The following is a 23,740-nucleotide window of genomic DNA, read 5'->3' on the forward strand; positions in this document are numbered from 1 at the left end:
ACGACTCTGTAACGAACCGGACGGCTCCGCAACCGGCCCGCACCCGTCGGATCACCCGGTCCGCACCCGCCGGACGGCGTAATGGACCCCTGACCGTCGCCGGAGGGGGCCGTATGACCGTGCAGGTGGAAGCGCCGCAACAGCAGCGGGCCGAGGGGTTCGCCCGCGACTTCGCGCTGATGCGCCGGCGCGGCATGATGAGCCTCGACCACGGGGTCACCGTGGCCGCCCTGGCCGAGGGGCACACGGACGCCCTCTCGCGCTCGGGTCTCGTACGCCGGGATCTGCGCCGCAGCTTCGGCAAGGCCACCGGGGTGGCCCGCGGCGTGCCGCTGACCGTGCGTCTGCGCCTGGTCAGCGCGAACTCCGGCCGCCCGCTGGCCGGGTCCGCGCTGTATCTCTGGCACGCCGACCGCGACGGCGCGTACTCGCTGCACTCCCCCGGCCGGGCCGAGCGCAACTACCTGCGCGGCGTCCAGATCACCGACGAGACCGGCTGGGTCACCTTCACGACGATCTTCCCCGGCGCCCACGACGGCCGGTGGCCGCACCTGCATGTCGAGGCTCTGTCCGGCGCGGCGGGCCAGGTGGCGCTGCCGGGCGACGCCTGCGCGACGGCGTACGGCGTTCCCGGGTACGAGCAGAGCGCCACCCACCTCGCGCTGGCCACGCCGGTCACCGAGGACGGCGGCGAACTGGCCATGGCCACCGTCACGGGTGATCTCGGCCGCGGCCTCGTGGCGACGAGGACGATTAGCATCTGAGCGAGGAGGCTCAGATGACCGAGGGCACAGAGGCATTCCGGGCGGCGCGCGACTTCCTGCTGAAGCACAGCAGCGACTACGACGAGGCCGTGCGCCGGTTCCGATGGCCTGCCCTCAGCGAGTTCAACTGGGCCCTCGACTGGTTCGACGTGATCGCCGCGGGCAACGACGCGCCCGCGCTCTGGATCGTCGAGGAGGACGGCTCGGAACAGGTGTTCTCGTTCGCCGAGATGTCCCGGCGGTCGGACCAGGTCGCGGTCTGGTTGCGGGCCCAGGGCGTACGCCGGGGTGACCGCATCGTGGTGATGCTGGGCAACCAGGCCGAACTGTGGGACACGATCCTCGCCGCCATGAAGCTGGGCGCGGTGCTGATCCCGGCGACGCCGCTGCTCGGCCCGGCCGATTCCGCCGAGCGGGTCACGCGGGGCGGCACCCAGCACGTGATCGCCGCTTCCTCGGCGGCCGGCAAGTTTGCCCAGGTGGCCGCCACGAAGATCGCGGTCGGCGCGCCGGTCGAGGGCTGGCTCGCGTTCTCCGACGCCTATTCCGGAAATGTCGGGTTCGAGGCGGACGGCGTCACGCAGGCGAGCGACACGCTCCTGCTCTACTTCACCTCGGGCACGACGGCGCGCCCGAAGCTGGTCGAGCACACCCATCAGTCGTACCCGGTCGGGCACCTCTCGACCATGTACTGGATCGGGCTGCGGCCCGGGGACGTGCACCTCAACATCTCGTCGCCGGGCTGGGCCAAGCACGCCTGGAGCAACGTCTTCGCCCCGTGGAACGCGCAGGCCTGCGTGTTCATCCACAACTACACGCGCTTCGATCCGGCCCGGCTGATGGCCGAGATGCAGCGCTGCGGGGTCACCAGCTTCTGCGCGCCGCCGACGGTGTGGCGGATGCTCATCCAGTCCGACCTGTCGGCGCTGGCCACACCGCCACGGATCGTGGTCGGGGCCGGCGAGCCGCTCAACCCCGAGGTGATCGACCAGGTCGACAAGGCGTGGGGCGTGACGATCCGGGACGGGTTCGGGCAGACCGAGACGACCGTGCAGATCGCCAACACACCCGGACAGCCGGTCAAGCCGGGCTCGATGGGCCGCCCGGTGCCGGGCTATCGGATCGCGCTGATCGACCCGGCCACCGGCGCCGAGGCGGCCGAGGGTGAGATCTGCGTGGCGCTCGACCCACGGCCGACCGGGCTGATGGTGGGCTATCACGGCGACGACGATCTGACCGCCGAGCGGATGGCCGGCGGGTTTTACCACACCGGCGATGTGGCGGCCCGTGACGAGGACGGCTACATCACGTACGTGGGTCGCACCGACGACGTGTTCAAGGCCTCCGACTACCGGATCTCGCCGTTCGAGCTGGAAAGCGTGCTGATCGAGCACGAGGCCGTGGTCGAGGCGGCGGTGGTGCCGTCGCCCGACCCGCTGCGGCTGGCGGTGCCCAAGGCGTACGTCGTGCTGGCCGAGGGGTGGGCGGCCGACGCCGCCACGGCCGAGACGCTCTTCGCGTACGCCCGGGAACACATGCCGCCGTACGCCCGGATCCGCCGCCTCGAGTTCGCCGACCTGCCCAAGACGATCTCCGGCAAGATCCGCCGGGTCGAGTTGCGCGCGGCCGAGCTCGAGAAGCACGCCGACCCGTCCGCCGCGCCGCCCGGAGAATTCGCCGGATAGATTGGCGCGATGCTCCGACGGCGACTGCTCTATCCGCTCGCAGTGGTGCTGTTGCTGGGGCAGATGGCGTTCGCCATGGTCACCACGGCCGTGCAGCAGTCGCCGACCATCGACGAGCCGGTCTACGTGGCCACGGCCCAGGTCTATCTCGACCAGCACCAGGTGCTCTACAACCCGGAGCATCCGCCGCTGGCCAAGCTGGTCATCGCGACCGGGCTGCTTTTCGCCGGGGCCGAGCTCGACCCGGCGTACCGGGGAAATCAGACCTACCTGGGCCGGCACCTGCTCTACGAGAGCGGCAACAACCCGTCCGAATTGATGCTGGCCGCGCGTCTGCCGATCATCGTGCTCACGCTGCTGTTCGGGCTGGCGGTGCTGTTCTTCGCCCGTGACCTGGCCGGGCGGTGGGCGGGTCTGCTCGCCCTCGGGCTGTACGCCTTCTCGCCCGACATCATCGCCCACGGCTCGCTGGCCACCCTGGACGTGCCGGCCGCGGGGCTGGTGCTGGTGACGTTCTGGATGCTGTGGCGGGCCCGGGACAACCCACGGTTGTATCTGCCGCTCGCCGGTGTCGCCCTCGGGGCCGCGCTCGCCACGCGGATGAGCACCCTTCCTGCTGTACCCGTGGCTTTGCTCATGGCGCTGCTGGCCCCCGCTGTGGTGGCGCACGCGCCGATAGGAACGCTGCGCTCCCGCGCGACCTGGCTCTCCCGCGTCACTTGGCGTGAACTCGGGCTGCGCGTGCTCGGCGCGATCGCGGTGGGTCTGATCGCGGTGGCCGTGGTGTGGCTCGTCTATCTGATCGTCGACCCGCGGCTGCGCTGGACCACACCGAGCTGGCTCAACAATCCGGGCGGGCTCAAAGGGCTCGCTGTCGACCTGCTGCCGCTGCCGCAGTCGTACAAGGACGGGGTGCTGATCCAGTTCCGGTTCGAGTCGCGCACGTTCAACGGCTTCCTGCTGGGCGACGCCTACCGTGGTTCGCTCTGGTACTACCTGCCGGCCGCGCTGGTGATCAAGACACCGCTCGGCATGATGCTGCTCTGGCTGGCCGGCGTGGTCACCCTGCTGATCAAGAAGTGGATCGCCGCGCTCTACCTGCTGCTGCCGGCCGGCGTGCTGATGCTGGTCGCGATGACCGGCTCCCGCGACTACGGCACCCGCTACATCATCTTCCTGCCGATGTTGCTCGCTGTCGCGGCCGGTTCGGTGGTGCTTATCCGGTGGCGGTGGACCTGGGTCCCGGCCACGGCGCTGGTCGCCTTCGTGGGGGTGAGCTCGCTGATGACGTTCCCGTACTACCTGCCGTACTCGAACGAGGCCTTCGGCGGCACCGCGAACACCCACAACAATCTGCACGACTCGAACGTCGACTGGGGTCAGGACCTGCCCCGGCTGGCTGAACGCCTGCGCACGAAATACCCGGGCGAGCCGATCTGGCTGGTCTACAAGGGCGCAGGGGTGCCCCGCTACTACGGCATCGAGAGCCGCAACCCGCTGACCGTGCCGGTCGACGAGGTGCGGGGGCTGCTCGTGGTCTCCGACTCGCGGGTGGCGCTGGCCCGCAACCAGCTCGAACGGCTGCTCGACACCAGTACCCCGATCGACCAGGTCGGCTACTCGATGACGATCTATCGCCGCTGACGGGCGACCAGGCGCCGCAGTCCGCCGGTCACGGCCGGGCCGGCGACCCAGATCGCGTACGCCCAATGGCCGATCACATAGGCGAACGGGATCGCCACTGTGAAGACGACGGCCAGGCTGATCAGCCGGAGCTGGATGTCGCGGTAGAAGGCGTCCGGACCGTCCGCGCGGATCTTCCTGATCATGAAGAACCGGATCAGCGCCGAACAAACCTGCACGATCCCGTACAGGGTGAACCCGAACTCGAAGGACGCGTCGCCGACCAGCGTCCGCATGGCGAACGGCGTGATCACCACGGTCAGCAGCCAGAGCAGGTTGAGCCGGACGAACGAATGCGGCACCCCCTGGACGTAGCGCAGGAACGAGTGGTGGTTCATCCACTGCTGACCGATCACCCAGAAGGTGATCAAGAAGGCGAGGTACTCCTCCCAGCCTTCGCCGAACGAGCGCCACACCTCGCCCGCGGTCTCGCCCGCGGGGACGGGAAGCTCGAGCGCGAGCAGCGTCATCGCGATCGCGATGACCGCGTCGGAGAAGAACTTGAGGCGTTCCGTCAAGGCCTTCTCGACCTCGGCGTCGTTCGGAGCCGTCATGGTCCACGGACATTACTTCCTTTGCTCTTTCTTTGATTCCTCGTCCCCGACGGCGGCTCGTGGCTGGCCTGGATGGGCGCCGACGGCCGGGTGCACCTGGGCCGGCTCGGATGTGACGACAAGATGGTGGGCAAGCCGGTCGCGTTCACCGGCATCGACCTGCAGGACGTGCAGGCCGACGCGGACGGCGGCGTGCTGCTGACCCGCAAGGGCGCCTGCGCCACCGGGCCACTGTGCGGCGGCGAGTCGAGCCCGTGCAACACGATGTACATGGTGCGGTTCAACAACAGCGGCAAGGTCGTGTGGGAACGGCAGGTCACCAACCTGACCGGCGGGCGCGGCGGCTACAGCGACGGCGCGCGGTTCGTCTGGTGGTACCAGCATCACGGGCGGCTCGCCTCGGACGGCAGCAACTACGCGGCGTACTTCGGGGTCGCGATCACCGTCAGGAACGGCGACTGCGTCGACATCCACCAGGGCGACCGGATGCAGGTGGTCAACTCGGCCGGCAAGCTGAAGAGCGGCGGCTTCGAGGTGGGGTGCAGCCACGCCTGGACGCCGTGCATCGTGTGGGATCCGCGGACGAAGAAGTTCGTCACGGTCTGCGCGACCGACAACAACTGCCGGATCGCGCAGCCCTCGCCGTACCGGACGATCGCCCAGGGCAAGTGCGACGGCACGCTCTTCGGGGGCGACGTGGTGCTGGCCAAGAAAAAGGGCTATTGGACGGCGTGGAGCCAGGGCGACAAGGTGCGGCTCTCGCACTTCGCGGGCAGCGCCACGGCCGACAAGACCGTGACCACGGCGGCCGGGTCGAGACATCCGCACCTGGTGGCGTACGGGACGGGTCGCATGCTTCTGACCTGGCAGTCGGGGTCGTCGATGCGGGGCCAGGTCTACGACGCCGGCACGGCCACGACGATCGGCAAACCGTTCACCATCGGCGTGAAGGACCACGACTACCAGGCCTTCAAGCCGTACGCGGACGGCAGCGCGGCCCACCCCGCCGCGGGCGCCACCAGCTTGCAGATCCGCGTCGCCCGCGTCCTGCCGAGCTAGGCGTTGCGGATGGCGGCGGCGTCCTCGAGGCCCAGGATGCCGACCGCTTGTTCGCGCATCTCGACCTTGCGGACCTTGCCGGTCACGGTCATCGGGAAGCCCTCGACCACGTGCACGTAGCGCGGCACCTTGTAGTGGGTCAGCTTGCCCGCACAGAACTCGCGGACGGCCTCGGCGGTCAAGGGCGGCGCCTCGGGACGTAGCACGACCCAGGCCATCAGCTCCTCGCCGTACTTCGCGTCGGGGACCCCGATCACCTGCACATCGGCGATGTCCGGGTGGGTGTAGAGGAACTCTTCGACCTCGCGCGGATAGACGTTCTCGCCGCCGCGGATCACCAGGTCCTTGATCCGGCCGACGATGTTGACGTAGCCCTCGTCGTCCATCGTGGCCAGATCGCCGGTGTGCATCCAGCGGGCGGCGTCGATCGCCTCGGCCGTGGCCTCGGGCTGGTTCCAGTAGCCGAGCATCACCGAGTAGCCGCGGGTGCACAGCTCGCCCGGTTCGCCGTACGGGACGGGCCGGCCCGAATCGGGGTCGACCACCTTGGACTCCAGGTGCGGCATGACCCGGCCCACGGTCTCGGTGCGCCGGGCCAGCGTGTCGTCGGGCCGGGTCATGGTCGACACCGGGGACGTCTCGGTCATGCCGTAACAGATCGCGACCTCGCTCATGTTCATCTCGGCCACGACCCGCTTCATCACCTCGACCGGGCACGGCGAGCCGGCCATGATGCCGGTGCGCAGCGTCGACAGGTCGTGGCCGCTGAAATCGGGCAGGCCCAGTTCCGCGATGAACATCGTCGGGACGCCGTAGAGCGAGGTGCAGCGCTCGGACGCGACGGCCGCCAGCGTGGCCGCCGGGTCGAAGCCGGGGGCGGGCAGCACGATGCAGGCGCCGTGCGAGGTGGCGGCCAGGTTGCCCATCACCATGCCGAAGCAGTGGTAGAGCGGCACCGGCAGGCAGATCCGGTCGTGCTCGGTGTAGTTGATCAGCTCGCCCACGAAGTAGCCGTTGTTGAGGATGTTGTGGTGCGAGAGGGTGGCGCCCTTGGGGAAGCCGGTCGTGCCCGACGTGTACTGGATGTTGATCGCGTCGTCGAACGCCAGGTCGGCCACCGGCACCGGGCCCTCGCGGAACAGATCGGTGAATTCGGACGTGCCGATGTAAACGACGTCCTCGAATCCGATCTCCGTGACCATCGCGCGGTAGTCGCTGGTCTTGAACGAGATCGCGCTGATCAGCAGCCGCAGCCCGGACTGCTCGACGACGTAGCGCAGCTCGTGCGTGCGGTAGGCCGGGTTGACGTTGACCAGGATCGCGCCGATCTTGGCCGTCGCGTACTGGGTGATCACCCACTCGGCGCAGTTCGGGGCCCAGATGCCGACCCGGTCGCCCCGCTCGACGCCCCGGGCCAGCAGCCCCCGGGCCAGCCGGTCGACGTCGGCGTCGAGCTCGGCGTAGGTCCAGCGCCGCCCCGCGGCCACGTCGACCAGCGCCTCGCGGTCGCCGAAGCGCGCGACCGTGCGTTCCAGGTTGGCGCCGATCGTCTCGCCGAGCAGGGGCAGGTCCGACACACCCGAGGCATAGGACAGCATTCCCGCAGCATGACCCTTCCGTCCGTACGAAAGCTAGGGTCTGATCGTGACCATGCAGCGGGTGATCGTTTCGGATGGCGGGGTTTCGGTCGTGGTGGCGGACGTGCCGCAGCCGGGGCCGGGTGAGGTGCTGGTGCGCACGGCGGTGGCCGGGGTCTGCGGCTCGGACACGCACGCGCTGGCCGGGCTGCATCCGTTCATCGAGCTGCCGTACGCGCCGGGGCACGAGGTGTGCGGCACGGTCGAGGCGATCGGGTCGGCGGTGACCGCGGTCGTGGTCGGGCAGCGGGTCACGCTCGAGCCGTTCCTGCCCTGCTGGGAGTGCAAGCAGTGCGTCGCCGGGCGGCAGAACATCTGCGAGCGGCTGCGGTTCTTCGGGTGCGCCCACGACCAGGGCGGCATGGCCGAGCTGTTCACGGTCGACCAGCGGCGGCTGCACGTCGTCCCGGACGCGCTCGACTGGCGGACGGCCGCCTTCATCGAGCCGCTGGGGACGCCGGTGCATGCCATCGGGCTGGCCGGCGGCGTACGGGACAAGGCCGTGGCCATCCTCGGCGCCGGCACCATCGGGATTCTGATGGCCCAGGTCGCGCGGGCTTACGGCGCCAAGCGGATCGTCATGACGGCCCGGTCGGCCGCCTCGCGCGAGCGGGCGCTGACCTTCGGCGCCGACGCGGCGGTCGACGCGACCGCGCCCGACGCCGTCGACCAGGTGCGCGACGCGCTGCGGGAGAGCGCCGACGTGGTCTTCGACTGCGTGGCCGAGCAGTCGACCACCGACCAGGCCCTCGCGCTGGTGATGAAGGGCGGCACGGTCGTGGTGGTCGGGGTGCCGCCGGCCGACGTGCGCATCCCGCTGCCGCTGATCCAGGACGCCCAGCTGCGCATCCAGGGCAGCGCGACCTATCTGCCGGCCGACTTCACCGAGGCCATGCGGCTGCTCGAGTCGGGCGAGGTGGACGTCTCGGCCATGGTCACGGCCGTGCACCCGCTGGCCGACGCGGCCGCCGCCTTCGCTGATGCTGCCTCCGGTCGCCATCTGAAGGTCCTCCTCTCGGCGTGAGTCGGGGGCGACTCTAGGCCGATCCGGAAGGCGTCCCGAAGTTATCCACAATTCGCCGCTGTCCACAGGCAGCCCTGTTGGCTACCCATCGGTAATGCGATGGTGGAGCCATGGCGGATTACGACGTGGTGATCGTGGGCAGCGGCTTCGGCGGCAGCGTGAGCGCGCTGCGGCTGGCCGAGAAGGGCTACCGCGTCGGCGTGCTCGAGGCGGGCCGGCGCTTCACCCGCGACACCCTGCCCAAGACGTCGTGGAACCTGCGCAACTTCCTGTGGGCGCCCCGGCTCGGCCTGCGCGGCCTGCAGCGCATCACCCTGCTCAGAGACCTCGTGGTGCTGTCGGCGGCCGGGGTCGGCGGCGGCTCCCTGGTGTACGCGAACACGCTCTACCGCCCGCCCGCGACGTTCTTCGCCGACCGGCACTGGGCCGCGATCACCGACTGGGCTGACGAGCTGGCGCCCTTCTACGACCAGGCGTCGCGCATGCTGGGCGTGACCGAGCAGCCCACGATGACCCCGTCCGATCTGGTGATCCGCCAGGTGGCCGACGAGATGGGGGCGGGGGCGACCTTCCGGCGTACGCCGGTGGGGGTGTTCTTCGGAAAGGCCGGGCAGACCGTGGCCGATCCGTTCTTCGGTGGCGCCGGCCCGGCCCGCACGGGCTGCACAGAGTGCGGCAACTGCATGATCGGCTGCAAGGTCGGGGCGAAGAACAGCCTCGACGTCAACTATCTGCACCTGGCCGAGCGGGCCGGGGCGGTCGTGCACCCCTCGACCGAGGTCTCGTCGGTGCGGCCGGGCCCGTCGGGCTGGGTCATTTCGTCGTCGCGCGGCGATTTCACGGCACGCGAGGTGATCCTGGCCGCGGGCGCGCTGGGCACGCAACGGCTGCTGCACACGATGCGCGACACCGGGGTGCTGCCCGCGCTGTCGGCGCGGCTGGGCGCGCTGACCCGCACCAACTCCGAGGCGCTGCTCGGCGCGCAGGCCGGGTCGGTGCCGGATCAGCCGTACTCGCAGGGCGTGGCGATCACGTCGTCGTTCCACCCCGACGAGACGACGCACATCGAGCCGGTGCGATACGGGCCCGGCAGCAACGCGATGGGCCTGCTGTCGACGCTGCTGGTCGACGGGGGTGGGCGGGTGCCGCGGCCGGTGCGCTTCCTCGGGACGGCCCTGCGGCATCCGGTGGTGCTGGCGCGCTCGCTGTCGGTGCGGCGCTGGAGCGAACGTACGATCATCGCGCTGGTCATGCAGACGGCCGACAACTCGCTGACGGTGAGCCGCACCCGCCGCGGCCGGCTGACCACCGGGCCCGGGCACGGGGCGCCCAACCCGAGCTGGATCCCGGTCGGCCACGACGCCGTGCGCCGCATCGCCGATCGCATCGGCGGCTTCCCGGGCGGCACGGTCGGCGACGTCTTCAACATCCCGATGACGGCCCACATCCTCGGCGGCGCCACGATCGGCGCGTCCCCGTCGTCCGGCGTGATCGACGCCTATCACCGCGTATTCGGGTACGAGGGCTTGCACGTGATCGACGGATCGGCCGTGCCGGCCAACCTGGGCGTCAATCCGTCGCTGACCATCACGGCCCTGGCTGAGCGGGCCATCGCGCTGTGGCCCAACAAGGGCGAACCCGACCAGCGGCCCGCTCCCGGCCAGCCGTACCTTCGCCTCGCGCCGACCATGCCGCACTCCCCCGCCGTCCCGGCCCACGCGCCCGGCGCCCTGCGCATCGGCCCGACCAGTGCCGCCTGATCCCACTTCCCGACGGCTGATGGTGCGGCGTGGTTCTAGGGTGGACGGCATGGGGACACCCGAGGAACCGGACGCGGGGCTGGCTTCGCATGCGCGCGAGCTGTTGGACGCAAACCGCTATCTGACGCTGGCTACGGTGTCGCCGGGTGGGCAGCCGTGGGCCAGTCCGGTCTACTTCTCGTGGACCGGGGAGTGGGAGTTTCTCTGGGTTTCCACGGTCGACGCGGAGCACTCGCGCCACCTGGCGGTGCGGCCGGCGGTCGCGATCACCGTCTTCGACTCCACTGTGCCCGCTTACCACGGGCGGGCTGTTTACGCGGTGGGCGAGGGTCGGGAGGTGCCGGCCGACGAAGTCGACGAACGGTTGCCGCACTATCCGGGGCCGGCTTCGCGCGGGGGTGGCACCATCTCGCGGGAAGACCTGATCGGGGAATCGCCCTGGCGGCTCTATCAGGCTGCGGCGACCGAGCTGTGGGTGCTGTGCCCACGCGAACCGCGCGAGGGTTGCCCCCGGCACAACATCGCCCAGGACCACCGCGCCCGGGTGCTGTAGGTCAAGGGCTGTCGCGCCGACATCACGCAACCACGGGTAATGGGGATTGCAGCGCGGAGAAGCAATCAGGCGGCAGCGGCGACCGGCGTGACGGTCGACGGATCGAAGATCGCGATCTGCCCGACGGCAGGCGGGCCGTGTTGGGCGGGGCGGGTTTGCCGGTCACCGGCCGAGTGAATCTCGATGGTGATCGCGGGTGGCGGTTGCCATGATGCGACCGTGATCGATGACTTGTTGCTGGACCACGCGCGGCGGCTCTGGGTTGGTTTGGCCGGGGCGGCTGTCGAGTTCGGGGTGGATGGCGTTGATGTCGGCGTAGCGCCCTCGTCTCAGCTGTGCCCGCCGGGATGGGTGGGCATCGTCGCGCTCGCCGGTAACGCCGCGGCTACCGCGCCGGACAAAGACAGCGCTGAAGTCGTGCGGCGAGGACTGAGTGGGTTGACCGTGGCCGAGTTGACCGAGCCGGACGCGGTGCGAGAGAGGCTCCCGGTCGAAGACGTGCTCGGGCCGGCGACGCTCGCCTACTGTGACACGGAGAGCTTCCGGCCGTGGAAGCCCGGCGACGCGGAAAGGCTGCGCCTGGTGCGACTCGGGCCCAGGGAAAGGCGCGAGGCAGACAATCGCGAAGATCAACTTGGGGAATGGACGAACCGCCCCGGCACCGGAGAATCGGCGACGAGGCGGCTCGGGTTCAGGGTGGGGTGGGGCGTCAAGCGGTGGTGCAGGCGGAACCGTTCAGGGTGAAGGCGGTGGGGGCGGCCGCGTTGCCCGTGTGGGTGGCCTGGAAACCGAACGACGCGCTGCCGTTGGGTGGGATGTTGCCGTTCCACGCGATGTTGCGAACGGTCACCGCGCCACTCGATCCGGTCAATGCCGCGTTCCAGGAACTCGTGATGGTCTGGCCGGACGGGAGCGTGAAGCCGAGCGTCCAGCCGTTCAACGCCGTCGATCCGGTATTCGCGACGGTCACATTGGCGGTGTAGCCGGTATTCCATGTGTTGGTGGCGTAGGTGACGCGGCAACCGGCGCTCGCGGGTGGTGGAGTGGTGACCGGCGGAGTGGTGGGCGGATTGCTGCCGCCGCCGTTGACCGCGGCCGCGAAATTGGTCACGGCGAGACCGGCGCCGCCGATCCACGGCTCGAATCCGGCCTGAATACTTGTCAAATACCAACTGCTGGTGATCGCGCCGCGATTCTGCGTGTCCCGGATGAAGTCGAGGACGCTGAAGCTCCAGCTGGCGATGGGGGACGGCGCGACGTAGGAAATCACCGCGTTGGCGCCGTTGCTGCCGCGCCACACCTCCCAGGTCCGGCCGCCGACCGTGGCCGTTCCCACCACCGAACCGATCGGCTGGATCGAGCCCTGGCGGTTGAACCAGATCATGATCTCTTGCGCGTTGACACCGTCGGTGCGCGGCGACGGGTCGAGCCAGATGTCGAACGCGGCGTCGTAGGTCGCCCCGGACACGTACTGGTAGCTGACGCTGCTGGTGGCGGACGAGATGTCGCTGACCCGGATGGGCAGGTTGGTGCCGGGCGAGCAGCGGGTGTAGTGGCAGCCGAGATAGACCGCCGGGTACGACACCGGGGCGCCGCTGGTGTTGCCGACCCCCTGCTGACTGGTGATCGAGAAGCCGGTGCTCGTGACGTCGATGCACTGCTGGGCCGAGGTGCCCCAGCGGTTGTTCATCACGATGTAGCGGCCGCCGATGGTGGTCTGGCCGTACTGCTCGCAGATCTCGGCGTCGGCCGCAGCGGGACCGGCCGTGACGAGAGCGGTGAGGGCGGCGGTCGCCAGTAGCCCGGCGGCCAGGGTGGCGCGGAGAAGACGTCTCATTCGGAGCTCCTGGAGAGGGGATCCCGCGGGGACGGGCACGATGGGAGCGCTCCCACGCTACGTTACAGGACATTCACGAGCATGAAAAGAGGTGTCCTCGACCCACCTCCACGGGTGTAAGTCCGGGCAGAATTGCGACATGCGGAAGGGGGCAATTTGCACTGAGAACTTAAGCGAGACAGAATGCAACCGTATCGACATTCACGGCGAAGCAGGCATGAGCATTGTCGTGGTTCAAATGACATCGCTGTAGGAGCGGGGCACACCATGGCCAAGCAGGTAATAACCCTTCTGACCGACGACCTCGACGGTGGCGAGGCCGACCGCACCGTCGAGTTCGGACTCGACGGTGTGAACTACACGATCGACCTCTCCGAGAAGAACGCCGGCAAGTTGCGCAAGGCGCTCGACCCGTTTCTGAATTCGGCCACCCGGGTCGGCCGCACCGCTGTCGTGTCGCCGACCCGCCGCACGGCGCCGGCGAGCACCGGCCGCGCCAGCCGCGACCAGAACCAGGCGATTCGCGAGTGGGCGAACAAGAACGGCTACGAGGTCTCGGAGCGCGGGCGCATCCCGAGCCACATCGTGGAGGCGTACCACAGCAAGCGATAGTTTCATCGGCAAGAATGAGCGGCGTCGTCGATCCCCGACGGCGCCGCTTTTGCAGATGGGGGGAAAGCATGCCGGTCGTCATCGTCACGGGCGCGTCGAGCGGAATCGGTCGCTCGACGGCGGAACGGCTCGCCCGCAACGGCACGACGGTGGTGCTCGCCGCCCGCCGCGCCGACAAACTCGAGGCGCTCGCCGCGCAATTGCCAGGCGCTGTTGTCGTCCCCACCGACGTACGGGATCCGGAAGCAATCGACAATCTCGTCGAGCGGGCGAAGGCCGTGTCGGGTCGCATCGACGGTCTGGTCAACAACGCGGGCATCGGCGGTGCGGCGTCGATCCTGGCCGCCGACGACGCGGTCGAAAGCATGATGCGGGTCAACCTGCTGGCCCCGATCCGGCTGATGCGCGCGGTCGTCCCGATCATGCGGGAGCAGCGGGCCGGCGCCATCGTCAACATCGGCTCGGTGGCGGGCGAGGTCGGTATCAGCGGCGCCTATTCGGCGACCAAGTTCGCCCTGCGGGGCATGACCGATTCCGTACGCCGGGAGCTGGCCGGAACCGGCATCGGCGTCACCCTCGTCGAGCCCGGCTACATCGCGACCTCGTTCAACCAGCACCGCAGCAAACTGCCCGGCCCCGAGATCGTCGCCGCCGCCGTCGAGAAGGCCCTGCGCCGCCCGCGCCGCCGCATCGTCGTCCCCGCGAAGTACCGGGCCGCCATCGTCGCTGCCCACGTCTTCCCCGCCCTCGCCGACCGCATCTACGCGGGCAAAGCAGCCGGCAAGGCGGAGATCAAGGGCCGGATCTAGCAGTCAGAGGCCCTTGAGCACACGGTCGAGGGCCGACCGGCCGATGGGTCCCCAGCTCGTCTTTCCGCCGGGTAGGCCGCGGTCCCCGTTCTGACCCATCAGCATCAGGAAGAGGCACTTCAGGGCGGCCAGCCCGCGTGCCCGCCGGACCGTCGCCTCGTCCACTCGCGGGTAGCGGCCGAAGAAGCGCGCGGCGCCGCCCTCGGGCAGCAGCAGCCAGGCCGCGCCGAGGTCCCACGCCGGATCGCCGGCGAACAGCGCGCCGAAGTCGACGACGCCGGCCAGGGTGCCGTCGGCGACCACCACGTTCGCGGGATGCAGGTCGCCGTGCACCCAGACCCGTGGCCCCGGCCAGCGGGGAGCCGCTACCGCGTCGTCCCACACAGCGCGGATGTCGTTCCCGGGGAGCCCCAAGGCCTCCAGGAAGTGCTCGAACCCGGCCGTGCACTCCTCGGGGTGACCGCCGAAGCCCGACGTGCCGTCCGGGGCGTCGGCCGGCGCTTCCACATGCAGCGCCTCGAGAAAGGCGGCCAGAGTGTCAGCCGCGTGGTCGCCGCGGGCGATCGTCCCGTGGTCCAGGGGCGTTCCCTCGACCCAGGTCATGACCGTCCACAGCTTGGGGAAACGATCCACCGGCACCCCGCTGCGCACCGGGGTCGGGATGGGCAGCGGCAGGCGTGGAGCCAGCCGGGGCAGCCAACGGCGCTCCTTGAGCTGTGGATCGGGACTCGTGTCCATCCGCTGCATCCGGACGGCCAGGTCGTCCCCGAGGCGCCACATCTGGTTCCCCCAGCCGCCCGCCACCTCGCGGATCGGCCGATCGGCCAGGTCCGGGTGCTGCTCCCGCAGCAGGATGCGGACCAGTTCCGCGCTGACCTCAACCATGGCCCAGCAAGGTACTAGAGGTACGGAAGGATCTTGTCCAGGCGGGCCGGCAGGTCGCGGATCCGGACGCCCGTAGCGTGCCAGACGGCGTTGAGGATGGCGGCCGGGGAGCCGACGATGCCGATCTCGCCGATTCCCTTGCTGCCCATCGGATTGAGCTGGTCGTCCTGTTCGTCCAGCCACTCCGCCTCCACCGACTCCAAGTCGGCGTGGGCCGGGATGTGGTACTCGGCGAAGTCGTGGTTGACCCAGGCGCCCATCGCGGGGTCCAGCACCGACTCCTCGTGCAGGGCCATGCCCATCCCCATGATCATGCCGCCCCGGAACTGGCTGCGGGCGGTGCGTGGGTTGAGGATGCGGCCGGCCGCGTACATGCCGAACAGGCGGGTGACCCGGACCTCCCCGGTGACGGCGTCGACGCGTACCTCGGCGAAGTGGGCGCCGAAGGCGTGCTTGCCGTCCTTCTCCTGCTGGGCTACGAGTTCACTGGAGTCGAAGGTCGCGGACGAGGCCGACGAGGAGCGCAGCGCACGACAAGCCCCGGTCACGGCCCAGCCCCACGAGGCGCTGCCCGACGAGCCGCCGGCCACCGAGGCCATCGGCAGGGTGCTGTCACCGATGCGCACCCGCACCTGGGCGACCGGGACCTCGAGCGCGTCGGCCGCGATCTGCGTCAGGATCGTGCGAGCGCCGGTGCCCAGGTCCGTGGCGGCGATCGACACCTCGTAGTCCCCGGAAGGCAGACGAGAAGCCCGCGCCGTGGACGGCTGGACCATGGCCGGGTAGGTCGCGCCGGCCACACCCGTGCCGATCCACCAGTCGCCCTCGCGCCGCTGGCGGGGGCGAGAGTCGCGGTCGTGCCAGCCGAACCGCTCCGCTCCCCGGCGCAGGCATTCGAGGTAGTGGCGGCTGCTGAAGGGCACTCCCGACTCCGGCTCGACGGCGGGCTCGTTCCGTACGCGCAGTTCGATCGGGTCTATCTCCAGCGCCACCGCCAGTTCGTCCATCGCGCATTCGAGGGCCACCATGCCTGGCGCCTCACCGGGCGCCCGCATCCAGCGCGGCGTCGGCATGTCGAGACGGACCAGGCGATGGCCCGTCCGGCGGTTCGGGGCCGCGTACATGTGCCGGGTGGTGACCGCCGTCTGCTCGGCGAACTCGAACAGCCGCGACGACTGCCCCCACGCCTTATGATCAATTGCGGTCAGGCGCCCGTCGGCCGAGGCGCCGAGACGGACCCGCTGGATCGTCGGGGTACGGTGCCCGACCATGCTGAACAGCGCCTGGCGGGGCAACGCCAGCCGCACGGGACGCCCGGTGACCTTGGCGGCCATCGCCGCGAGGACCGCGTTGGGCCGAGCCGTGCCCTTGGACCCGAAGCCGCCACCCACGTGCTCGGTGATCACGTGCACCCGGTCGGCCGGAAGATCGAAAAGCGCCCCGACCGCGGCCGCGACGCCCGGCGGGTGCTGGTTGGAGTCGTAGAGCACCAGGTCGTCGTTCACCCACAGCGCGGTCGTCGCGTGCGGCTCCATCGGGCTGTTGTGCAGGGCCGGGGTGCTGTACGTGACGTCGACCGTCACCGGCGCGCCGGCCAAGGCGGCGTCGACGTCACCCAGGGCCGACGACGCCGGAAACCCGGGGTTGACCTTCTCCGGCTCGTACGCCGAGGGATGGTCGACGCGCAGCAGACAGTCGTGCGGCTCCTCGTCGATCTCGAGCTGCAGCGACGCCGCGGCTCGACGGGCGGCCTCCAGCGTGCGGGCCACGACCAGCGCCACTGCCTGTCCCCGATAGCTGATCCGGTCGGACTGCAGCACCGCCAGCTCGGGATCGTCGGCCGGGCCGAGCCGGGGCGCGTTGCCGTGCCACAGCACGGCGAGCACGTCGTCCGGCTCGACCAGCGGGTCGACCACCACCGTGCGCAGGGTGCCCCGGGCGACCGGCGACTGCACGACCCAGGCGTACGCCAGATCGTCCCCGACCTGGAATTCGGCCGCGTACCGGGCCGCGCCGCGCACCTTGTCCGGCCCCTCGATGCGGCCGATCGGCTGTCCGACGGCCCGTTCAGTCGTGGCGGTCATGACAGTCCCTCCAGCACCGAGCCGACCAGGTTGCGGATCAGGGTGACCTTGAAAGCGTTGTCGCGCAGCGGTTCGGCCGCGGCCAGTTCGGCGTCCGCGGCGGCCCGGAACGACTCGCGGGTGGCCGGCCGTCCGCGCAGCGCCTCCTCGGCGCGATGGGCACGCCATGGTTTGTGGGCCACGGCCCCGAAAGCCAGCCGCACATCCCGTACGGTGCCGTCGGTGACCTGCAGGGCCGCCGCGACCGAACCGACCGCGAAGGCGTACGAGGCCCGGTCGCGCACCTTCCGATAGGCCGACCGCGCGGCGAGGTCCAGCGGCGGCAGATCCACCGCGGTGATCAGCTCGCCGTGTTCGAGCACGGTGTCGCGCTCGGGCGCATCCCCGGGCAGCCGGTGCAGTTCGGTGACCGGCACGGTCCGCTCCCCCGCGGGTCCACTGATCCGCACCTCGGCATCCAGCGCGGCCAGCGCGACCGCCATGTCCGACGGATGGGTCGCCACGCACGACGGCGACGCGCCCAGGATGGCCAGGTTGCGGTGGTCGCCCTCGCGGGCCGGGCAACCGGAGCCCGGCGCGTGCTTGTTGCACGGCATCGTGGCGTCCATGAAGTAGCGGCAGCGGGTGCGCTGCAACAGGTTCCCGGCCGTGGTGGCCATGTTGCGCAGCTGACCCGAGGCGCCGGCCAGCAGGGCCTGGCTGAGCACTGGGTAGTCGCGGCGCACGCGGTGGTCGGCGGCCAGGTCGCTGTTGCGCACGCCGGCGCCGATCCGCAGCCCACCGCCCGGAAGGTCGCCGATTTGGTCGAGCCCGAGCCGGGTCACGTCGACCAGCACGTCGGGGGTGGCCACGCCGAGCTTCATGAGGTCGACCAGGTTCGTGCCGCCGGCCAGGAAGGTCGCGCCCGGTTCGAGCCCGCCCGAGACGTCGTCCGCGGTGCGGTAGGTGAAGGTCTTCATCGTCCCGCCGCCTCCCGGATGGCCGGAACCATGTTCGGGTAGGCGCCGCAGCGGCAGAGGTTGCCGCTCATCCGTTCGCGGATCTCGGCGTCCGTCAACTCCGGGTCACCGACGGCGCTGGGCCAACCTTTGGCCGCCTCGTCGAGCATCCCGACCGCCGAGCAGATCTGCCCCGGCGTGCAATAGCCGCACTGGAACCCGTCGTGCTCGAGGAACTTCTCCTGCACCGGATGATCGACGCCCTCGATGGTGGTGATCTCCGATTCGGAAAGTGTCACCGTGAGGATCAGGCAGCTGTTCACCCGGCGCCCGTCGAGCAGCACGGTGCAAGCTCCGCACTGCCCGTGGTCGCAGCCCTTCTTGGCGCCGGTCAGCCCCAGATGGTCGCGCAGCGCGTCCAGCAGGGTGGTGCGCGGATCGAGCTCGACGCTGTGCTCGGTGCCGTTGACGACGAGGTCCATGGCCCGGTCGTACCCGGACGGAAGGGGTTCAACCGCCCGGCGCCGGGTAGCGGTTACCCATGCGAGTCGTGATTGTCGGAGCCACCGGGAACGCCGGAACCGCCCTGCTGCGCCGTCTGGGCGCCGAGTCCGGCGTGTCCCTGGTCGGCGTGGCCCGCCGGCTGCCCGCGCGCACCGGCGTCTACGCCAAGGCGACCTGGCACTCGGTCGACATCGGGGTCGACGGGGCCCAGGACCAGCTGACCGAGATCTTCTCCGGGGCCGCCGCCGTGGTGCATCTGGCCTGGCAGATCCAGCCCAGCCACGACCAGCGGCGGCTCTATCGCACCAACGTGCTGGGCAGTCGCGCGGTGGCCGAGGCGGTGTTACGGGCCGGGGTGCCCGCGCTGGTCCACGCGTCCTCGGTCGGCGCCTATTCACCCGGGCCCAAGGACGCTTTCGTACGGGAGAACTGGCCACGCACCGGCGTGCTGCGGTCTTCTTACAGCCGGCACAAGGCGCTCGTCGAGTGGATGCTCGACCAGATCGAGGCCGACCATCCGCAACTGCGGGTCGTGCGGCTGCGCCCCGGGCTGATCTTCCAGCGGGCGGTCGGTACCGAGATCGCGCGCTACTTCGCCGGTCCGCTGCTGCCGGCCCGGCTGTTGCGCCCGCAGTGGCTGCCGGTGGTGCCGTCGCATCCGGGGCTGCGGATGCAGGCGGTGCACGCCGACGACGTGGCCGACGCGTACGCCCGGGCCGTGCTGTCCGACGCGCATGGCGCGTTCAACATCGCCGCCGGTCCGGTGCTCGACCCCGACGTGGCCGCACGCACGTTCCACGGCGTACCCGTGCCGGTGCCCGGTTTCGCGCTGAGGGGCGCCGCCGCCGCGAGCTGGTGGCTGCGGCTGCAACCGGTCGACGCGGGCTGGGTCGAGCTGGGCCTGCGGGCGCCGCTGATGTCGTGCGACCGGGCCGCGACCGAGCTCGGCTGGCACCCGCGCCACGACGCCGTCTCGGCCTTGAAGGAGCTGGTGGCGGGCATGGCCGACCGCGCTCACGACGACGGCGGCCCGCCGCTGTCGGGCGATCCGGATCTGCCGGGCCGGCTGGGCGGGCTGCTGAAAGGCCGTCTGCCCGGAACCGGTAATCCCTACTAGGTTCAAGTCATGATCTTCGACGTCGTTCGCATCCGGTCGGACTATCCCGCTCTCGCCGAGGGGTTCCTGCACTTCGACGGCGCGGGCGGCACGCAGCCGGCCGCGCCGGTGATCGAGGCCATCGCCCACGCGATGCGCACGGCCGTCTCGAACCGGGGCACCGTGCACGAGCCCGCCCGCCGCTCCGGTGAGATCGTCGCCGCAGCCCGCGCGGCCGTGGCCGACCTGGTCGGCGGCGACCCGGCCGGGGTGGTCTTCGGGCCGAGTGCCACCGCGCTGACCTACCTGGTGTCGCGCACCCTGTCGCAGAACTGGGCGCCGGGCGACGAGGTGGTGGTGTCGCGGCTCGACCACGACGCCAACGTGCGCCCGTGGGTGCAGACCGGCGCGACCGTACGCTGGGCCGACGTCGACCTGGCGACCGGTGAGCTGCCGGTCGAGCAGTACCGCGAGCTGATCGGTCCGCGCACCAGGCTGGTGGCGGTGACGGCGGCCAGCAACGCCACCGGCACGGTCCCGGCCGTCCGGCAGATCGCCGACCTCGCGCACGCGGCCGGGGCCCAGGTGTACGTCGACGGCGTGCACGCCACGGCTCACCGGCCGACCGATGTGGCGGCACTCGGCGCGGACTTCTACGTCACCAGCGCGTACAAGTGGTCGGGTCCGCACTACGCGGCCGTGATCGCCGACCCGGCCACGTGGGAGCCGCTGCACCCCCGGAAGCTGATCCCGTCCCCGGCCGGGGCGCCCGACCGCTTCGAGTTCGGGACGCTGAGCTTCGAACTGCTGGCCGGGATCACCGCCGCCGTCGATTTCCTGGCCGGCCTCGGGGGTGCCGAGGGTGACCGGCGCAGCCGCGTGCTGGCGGGGATGGCCGCGGCCGAGAAGCACGAGCTCGGGCTGCTCGACCGCCTGCTGGCCGGCCTGACCGCGAACGACCGGGTGACGATCTGCCCGGCCGGCGCCGAGCGCTGTCCCACGGTCTCGTTCCGGCTGGCCGGCGAGGCGCCCGCGGACACCGCCCGCCGCCTCGGAGAGCAGGGCATCTGCGTCTCGCACGGCGACTACTACGCGGTCGAGTACTTCGAGGCGGCCGGGCTGCGGGCCACCGGCGGCGCGGTCCGGGCCAGCATCTACCACTACAACACGGCCGACGAGGTCGACCGCCTCCTGCAAGCTCTCTAGGCGACCAGCGGGAGGCGGTCGGTCATCTGGCTCAGGGCCTCGGTGCCGTCGACCGGGCTCGAGTACAGGTAGCCCTGGCCCAGCGGGCAGCCCAGCCGGGCCAGCAGGTCGCGGTGGGCCGGGTCCTCGATGCCCTCGGCGATCACGGTCAGACCCAGGGCCTGGGCCAGGTTGATCAGGCCGGCCACGAGCGCGAGCTGGTGCGGGTCGTCGACCACGCCGTCCACGAAGGCCTTGTCGATCTTCACGACGTCGATCGGGCGGCGGCGCACGTTGCCCAGGGCCGAGGAGCTGGCCGCGAAGTCGTCGATCGCCACCCGTACGCCCAGGTCCCGCAGCACGGCCAGGTCGGCCCAGATCGGTTCGTGGTCGCCGTCGAGCACGCTCTCGGTGAGCTCCAGCATCAACGCCTGCGGGGGCACACCGGCGTACGCCAATGCTTGTTCCACCATGTCGACGAAGGCGCCGTCGCGGAACTGGCGCACCGACACGTTCACGCTGACGAACGGCTGGTGGGCGCGGGGCAGGATGCGCCGCCACTGCGCGACCGTGTGCAGGGCCTGGTCGAGCACCCAGCGGCCCATCGGCACGACCAGCCCGCTCTCCTCGGCCACCTCGAGGAACTCGGCCGGCGCGACCACCCCGCGGGTCGGGTGGTGCCAGCGGACCAGCGCCTCGAAGCCCACCGGCTCGTCCGTGCCGAGGTCGATGATCGGCTGGTAGGCCAGCAGGAAATGCCCCTCGTGCACGGCGTGGTCCAGGGCCGAGCGCAGTTCCAGCCGCTCGACCATCGCGCCGTGCAGGTGGGCCTGGTAGCGCCGCCACTGGTTCTTGCCCGCGCCCTTGGCCACGTAGAGGGCGAGGTCGGCCTGGCGCAGCAGCTCGTCCGGGGTGTCGGCCTCGGGCGTGGTGGTGATGCCGATGCTGGCCACCGCGGTCAGCTCCGAGCCGTCGTCCATCCGGATCGGCTCGGCCAGCGCGGCCAGGATCCGCTGCGCCGTCTCCTCGACCGCCCCCGGGTCCTGCACGTTCTCGACCAGCGCGGCGAACTCGTCGCCGCCGAGCCGGGCCGCGGTGTCGTCGGCCCGCAACGCGCCGGCGATCCGGTTGGCCACGCCGATCAGCAGCTGGTCGCCGGCGGCGTGACCGAGCGTGTCGTTGACCTTCTTGAAGTCGTCCAGGTCGATGAAGAGGACGCCGACCACCGAGCCGTCGCGCGCGCCCCGCTGCAGCGCGTGACCGAGCCGGTCGTGGAACAGCACGCGGTTGGCCAGCCCGGTCATCGCGTCGTGGAACACCCGGTGGGTCAGCTCGGCCTCGAGCCGGCGACGCTCGGTGACGTCGCGCAGGGTCACCACGAGCCCGCCCACGGTCGGGTCGCGGCGCAGGTCCTGCCCGTGCATCTCGAGCACGACGTCGGCCCGGGTCCGGAAGTCCAGACCTTCCTGCAGACCTTCCCCCGTACGCAGGGCCGCCAGCACCTCGGTCAGCCGCGTGCGCTCGGCCCGGTGGATCAGGGCGGTCATCCGGCGACCGATCGGCTCATCGTCGAACACGGCCAGCGCGGACGGGCTGGCGTACCTGATCCGGTCGTCCTCGTCGACGATGAGGATCACGTCGGAGGTCTTCTGCACGAGCGTCCGGAAATAGGTCTCGCTGTTACGGCGGATGACCTCCTGGCTCAGGCCGATGCGCTCCAGGGCCAGGGCGGCCTGGGTCGCCAGCACCTCGATGGCCCGCTGCAGCCCGGCCAGGGCCGGCATGGGCGCGCCGACGTGCAGCACCCCGACCAGTGGGTCACCGGTGGGCCGGTCGGTCAGCACCATCGGGCAGCGCAGCGACAGCGCGAAGTGGTGCAGCCGGGTCGAGACGGCCCAGTCGACGTCGCGGGTCGGCAGCATCCGCGCCGCCGTCCCGGTCGACCGGTCCACGGCGGCCTGCGCCACCGCCTCCGGCGAGAGCAGGCCGGGCTGGGCGATGGTCACGGCCAGTACCACCGCGTGCGGGGTGTCGGGCGGCAGCAGGTGGGCCACGGCGGTGCGTACGGCCTCGGAGACCTGCTCGTTGTCGGCCGCCGAGACGAGGGCGGCCGAGGCCTCGCGCAGCGCCCGCTCCCGGGCCAGCGCCTGCCGGTGACCGGTCATGATCCCGGCCATCCGCACCAGGACCAGCAGGAACGTGATCGCGCTGAGGCCGGCGACCACGGTCAGGTCGGCCTTCTCGGTGCGCACCATGCTCACCACGAGCACGGCCGGCGCCGTCATCGAGGCGAACCCGAGCAGGGCCAGCCGGCCGCGGCCCAGCCCGGGCGCGGGCTGGTCGGCCGGCTCGTCCAGCTCGGCCATCGACGGGTGCAGGGCAGCCAGACCGGCCGCCGTGTAGAGCGCGAACCGGCACACGGCGACCACCGGCACCTCGAACAGCGACAGCTCGTAGCCGATGTCGGCCAGCAGCAGCAGGACCACCCCGCCGCCGAGCACCCGGGCCGCGAACACCGGCCGGTCGCTGATCAGCAGCCGGACCAGCATGCCGAGCAGCAGCAGGTCGCCCAGCGGGAACGCCACGGTCATCCACAGGTCGCCGCCGGTGCGCGGCAGGTTCGGCCCGATCAGGAAGGTCCAGGCCAGCAGGGCCGCCCCGGCCGTGACGGTGAGGGCGTCGAGCATGGCTGCCCGGTCGCGCGCGCCGCCCGTACGCCGGCGCAGCAGCACGAACAACATGCCCGCGAGCGCTGGATACCCGGCGGTGACCAGCACCGCCCCGGCTGTGACGAGCCCCGGCACGCGGGCGGTGAGCGACTCCGGCGCCCGATAGAGAGCCGTGCCGACCGCGGCCAGCGCGATCGCGGCCGACAACAACCGCCACGGCAGCCGCCGCCCGGGCCGGTTGCGACGCACGCCCAGCCCGACCACAGCGATCGCGCCGGCCCCGGCGACCAGCCGCACCACGGACTGCGCGCCCTCCGGCACCACCACGAACAGCGCGGCGAGCACCGCCATCCAGCCACCGAAGAGAGCGGCGACCCAGCGTGGGGGCATGCGTGGTCCTTT

The 23,740-nt window shown here is 70.9% G+C and carries 20 protein-coding genes; 12 read left to right on the forward strand and 8 right to left on the reverse strand.

Going from position 1 to position 23,740, the window contains the following annotated elements; genetic code table 11:
* Nucleotides 1-113: 113 nt before the first annotated feature.
* Genes M1L60_RS09355 through M1L60_RS09365 form a run of 3 tightly spaced genes read left to right on the forward strand, consistent with a single transcriptional unit; the run spans nt 114 to nt 4,093 of the window.
* Entirely contained in the window at nt 114-764 is a 651-nt protein-coding gene (locus M1L60_RS09355; RefSeq protein ID WP_253236929.1) for a dioxygenase family protein, read from the forward strand.
* Between the two features lie 14 nt (nt 765-778).
* Entirely contained in the window at nt 779-2,449 is a 1,671-nt protein-coding gene (locus M1L60_RS09360) for an AMP-binding protein (RefSeq protein WP_253236930.1), read from the forward strand.
* A 9-nt stretch (nt 2,450-2,458) separates the two neighbouring features.
* On the forward strand, nt 2,459-4,093 hold the full coding sequence (locus M1L60_RS09365; protein ID WP_253236931.1) for an ArnT family glycosyltransferase: 1,635 nt from the start codon (nt 2,459-2,461) through the stop codon (nt 4,091-4,093).
* Here M1L60_RS09365 and M1L60_RS09370 read toward each other — a convergent pair.
* Nucleotides 4,081-4,686: a TMEM175 family protein gene (locus M1L60_RS09370; RefSeq protein WP_253236932.1), complete on the reverse strand. Its 606-nt coding sequence runs from the start codon at nt 4,684-4,686 to the stop codon at nt 4,081-4,083. The two genes, M1L60_RS09365 and M1L60_RS09370, sit on opposite strands and share 13 nt — an antisense overlap.
* 72 nt (nt 4,687-4,758) lie before the next feature.
* Between M1L60_RS09370 and M1L60_RS09375 the strand changes: the two genes are divergently transcribed.
* Nucleotides 4,759-5,745, forward strand: coding sequence for a hypothetical protein (locus M1L60_RS09375; protein WP_253236933.1), 987 nt, complete (start codon nt 4,759-4,761; stop codon nt 5,743-5,745).
* Here the strand turns inward: M1L60_RS09375 and M1L60_RS09380 are convergent.
* Nucleotides 5,742-7,343 (reverse strand): AMP-binding protein, encoded by a 1,602-nt coding sequence (locus tag M1L60_RS09380; protein ID WP_253236934.1) that lies wholly within the window; start codon nt 7,341-7,343, stop codon nt 5,742-5,744. The two genes, M1L60_RS09375 and M1L60_RS09380, sit on opposite strands and share 4 nt — an antisense overlap.
* 52 nt (nt 7,344-7,395) lie before the next feature.
* Between M1L60_RS09380 and M1L60_RS09385 the strand changes: the two genes are divergently transcribed.
* From M1L60_RS09385 to M1L60_RS09400, 4 genes are all read left to right on the forward strand, one after another.
* Nucleotides 7,396-8,406, forward strand: a complete 1,011-nt coding sequence (locus M1L60_RS09385; RefSeq protein WP_253237137.1) for a zinc-dependent alcohol dehydrogenase — start codon at nt 7,396-7,398, stop codon at nt 8,404-8,406.
* Between the two features lie 110 nt (nt 8,407-8,516).
* Entirely contained in the window at nt 8,517-10,166 is a 1,650-nt protein-coding gene (locus tag M1L60_RS09390; protein WP_253236935.1) for a GMC oxidoreductase, read from the forward strand.
* Between the two features lie 49 nt (nt 10,167-10,215).
* A complete protein-coding gene (locus M1L60_RS09395) occupies nt 10,216-10,719 on the forward strand; it encodes a pyridoxamine 5'-phosphate oxidase family protein (RefSeq protein WP_253236936.1) in 504 nt (167 codons plus the stop codon).
* A gap of 219 nt (nt 10,720-10,938) precedes the next feature.
* Nucleotides 10,939-11,463 (forward strand): hypothetical protein, encoded by a 525-nt coding sequence (locus tag M1L60_RS09400; RefSeq protein ID WP_253236937.1) that lies wholly within the window; start codon nt 10,939-10,941, stop codon nt 11,461-11,463.
* Here the strand turns inward: M1L60_RS09400 and M1L60_RS09405 are convergent.
* Nucleotides 11,429-12,556, reverse strand: a complete 1,128-nt coding sequence (locus tag M1L60_RS09405) for a glycoside hydrolase family 12 protein (RefSeq protein WP_253236938.1) — start codon at nt 12,554-12,556, stop codon at nt 11,429-11,431. The two genes, M1L60_RS09400 and M1L60_RS09405, sit on opposite strands and share 35 nt — an antisense overlap.
* Before the next feature lie 267 nt (nt 12,557-12,823).
* Between M1L60_RS09405 and M1L60_RS09410 the strand changes: the two genes are divergently transcribed.
* Nucleotides 12,824-13,168 (forward strand): histone-like nucleoid-structuring protein Lsr2, encoded by a 345-nt coding sequence (locus M1L60_RS09410; RefSeq protein ID WP_253236939.1) that lies wholly within the window; start codon nt 12,824-12,826, stop codon nt 13,166-13,168.
* Nucleotides 13,169-13,236: 68 nt separating this feature from the next.
* The gene (locus M1L60_RS09415) at nt 13,237-13,977 is read left to right on the forward strand and encodes an SDR family NAD(P)-dependent oxidoreductase (protein WP_253236940.1); all 741 of its coding nucleotides are present in this window, start codon (nt 13,237-13,239) and stop codon (nt 13,975-13,977) included.
* Between the two features lie 3 nt (nt 13,978-13,980).
* Here M1L60_RS09415 and M1L60_RS09420 read toward each other — a convergent pair whose 3' ends face one another.
* Genes M1L60_RS09420 through M1L60_RS09435 form a run of 4 tightly spaced genes read right to left on the reverse strand, consistent with a single transcriptional unit; the run spans nt 13,981 to nt 18,366 of the window.
* Nucleotides 13,981-14,862 (reverse strand): aminoglycoside phosphotransferase family protein, encoded by an 882-nt coding sequence (locus M1L60_RS09420; protein WP_253236941.1) that lies wholly within the window; start codon nt 14,860-14,862, stop codon nt 13,981-13,983.
* Between the two features lie 14 nt (nt 14,863-14,876).
* A complete protein-coding gene (locus M1L60_RS09425) occupies nt 14,877-16,946 on the reverse strand; it encodes a xanthine dehydrogenase family protein molybdopterin-binding subunit (protein ID WP_253236942.1) in 2,070 nt (689 codons plus the stop codon).
* Nucleotides 16,943-17,905: an FAD binding domain-containing protein gene (locus M1L60_RS09430; protein ID WP_253236943.1), complete on the reverse strand. Its 963-nt coding sequence runs from the start codon at nt 17,903-17,905 to the stop codon at nt 16,943-16,945. Before M1L60_RS09430 ends, M1L60_RS09425 begins: the two co-directional genes overlap by 4 nt.
* Nucleotides 17,902-18,366 carry a (2Fe-2S)-binding protein gene (locus M1L60_RS09435; protein WP_253236944.1) on the reverse strand — a complete coding sequence of 155 codons (465 nt, stop codon included), beginning with the start codon at nt 18,364-18,366 and terminating at the stop codon, nt 17,902-17,904. Before M1L60_RS09435 ends, M1L60_RS09430 begins: the two co-directional genes overlap by 4 nt.
* 59 nt (nt 18,367-18,425) lie before the next feature.
* Here M1L60_RS09435 and M1L60_RS09440 point away from each other — a divergent pair, with 59 nt between their 5' ends.
* Nucleotides 18,426-19,505 (forward strand): NAD-dependent epimerase/dehydratase family protein, encoded by a 1,080-nt coding sequence (locus tag M1L60_RS09440; protein WP_253236945.1) that lies wholly within the window; start codon nt 18,426-18,428, stop codon nt 19,503-19,505.
* A 9-nt stretch (nt 19,506-19,514) separates the two neighbouring features.
* Nucleotides 19,515-20,690: a cysteine desulfurase-like protein gene (locus M1L60_RS09445; protein ID WP_253236946.1), complete on the forward strand. Its 1,176-nt coding sequence runs from the start codon at nt 19,515-19,517 to the stop codon at nt 20,688-20,690.
* On the opposite strand, the gene M1L60_RS09450 is transcribed toward M1L60_RS09445, so the two are convergent.
* Nucleotides 20,687-23,728 (reverse strand): putative bifunctional diguanylate cyclase/phosphodiesterase, encoded by a 3,042-nt coding sequence (locus M1L60_RS09450; protein WP_253236947.1) that lies wholly within the window; start codon nt 23,726-23,728, stop codon nt 20,687-20,689. The two genes, M1L60_RS09445 and M1L60_RS09450, sit on opposite strands and share 4 nt — an antisense overlap.
* Nucleotides 23,729-23,740: the final 12 nt, after the last annotated feature.

Source organism: Paractinoplanes aksuensis, assembly GCF_024137025.1.
GTDB classification, from domain to species: domain Bacteria; phylum Actinomycetota; class Actinomycetes; order Mycobacteriales; family Micromonosporaceae; genus Actinoplanes; species Actinoplanes aksuensis.

Coding starts and splice junctions, on each gene's coding strand:
- M1L60_RS09355 (WP_253236929.1), top strand. CDS start 114: ATGACCGTGCAGGTGGAAGCGCCGCAACAGCAGCGGGCCGAGGGGTTC.
- M1L60_RS09360 (WP_253236930.1), top strand. CDS start 779: ATGACCGAGGGCACAGAGGCATTCCGGGCGGCGCGCGACTTCCTGCTG.
- M1L60_RS09365 (WP_253236931.1), top strand. CDS start 2,459: ATGCTCCGACGGCGACTGCTCTATCCGCTCGCAGTGGTGCTGTTGCTG.
- M1L60_RS09370 (WP_253236932.1), bottom strand. CDS start 4,686: ATGACGGCTCCGAACGACGCCGAGGTCGAGAAGGCCTTGACGGAACGC.
- M1L60_RS09375 (WP_253236933.1), top strand. CDS start 4,759: ATGGGCGCCGACGGCCGGGTGCACCTGGGCCGGCTCGGATGTGACGAC.
- M1L60_RS09380 (WP_253236934.1), bottom strand. CDS start 7,343: ATGCTGTCCTATGCCTCGGGTGTGTCGGACCTGCCCCTGCTCGGCGAG.
- M1L60_RS09385 (WP_253237137.1), top strand. CDS start 7,396: ATGCAGCGGGTGATCGTTTCGGATGGCGGGGTTTCGGTCGTGGTGGCG.
- M1L60_RS09390 (WP_253236935.1), top strand. CDS start 8,517: ATGGCGGATTACGACGTGGTGATCGTGGGCAGCGGCTTCGGCGGCAGC.
- M1L60_RS09395 (WP_253236936.1), top strand. CDS start 10,216: ATGGGGACACCCGAGGAACCGGACGCGGGGCTGGCTTCGCATGCGCGC.
- M1L60_RS09405 (WP_253236938.1), bottom strand. CDS start 12,556: ATGAGACGTCTTCTCCGCGCCACCCTGGCCGCCGGGCTACTGGCGACC.
- M1L60_RS09410 (WP_253236939.1), top strand. CDS start 12,824: ATGGCCAAGCAGGTAATAACCCTTCTGACCGACGACCTCGACGGTGGC.
- M1L60_RS09415 (WP_253236940.1), top strand. CDS start 13,237: ATGCCGGTCGTCATCGTCACGGGCGCGTCGAGCGGAATCGGTCGCTCG.
- M1L60_RS09420 (WP_253236941.1), bottom strand. CDS start 14,862: ATGGTTGAGGTCAGCGCGGAACTGGTCCGCATCCTGCTGCGGGAGCAG.
- M1L60_RS09425 (WP_253236942.1), bottom strand. CDS start 16,946: ATGACCGCCACGACTGAACGGGCCGTCGGACAGCCGATCGGCCGCATC.
- M1L60_RS09430 (WP_253236943.1), bottom strand. CDS start 17,905: ATGAAGACCTTCACCTACCGCACCGCGGACGACGTCTCGGGCGGGCTC.
- M1L60_RS09435 (WP_253236944.1), bottom strand. CDS start 18,366: ATGGACCTCGTCGTCAACGGCACCGAGCACAGCGTCGAGCTCGATCCG.
- M1L60_RS09440 (WP_253236945.1), top strand. CDS start 18,426: ATGCGAGTCGTGATTGTCGGAGCCACCGGGAACGCCGGAACCGCCCTG.
- M1L60_RS09445 (WP_253236946.1), top strand. CDS start 19,515: ATGATCTTCGACGTCGTTCGCATCCGGTCGGACTATCCCGCTCTCGCC.
- M1L60_RS09450 (WP_253236947.1), bottom strand. CDS start 23,728: ATGCCCCCACGCTGGGTCGCCGCTCTCTTCGGTGGCTGGATGGCGGTG.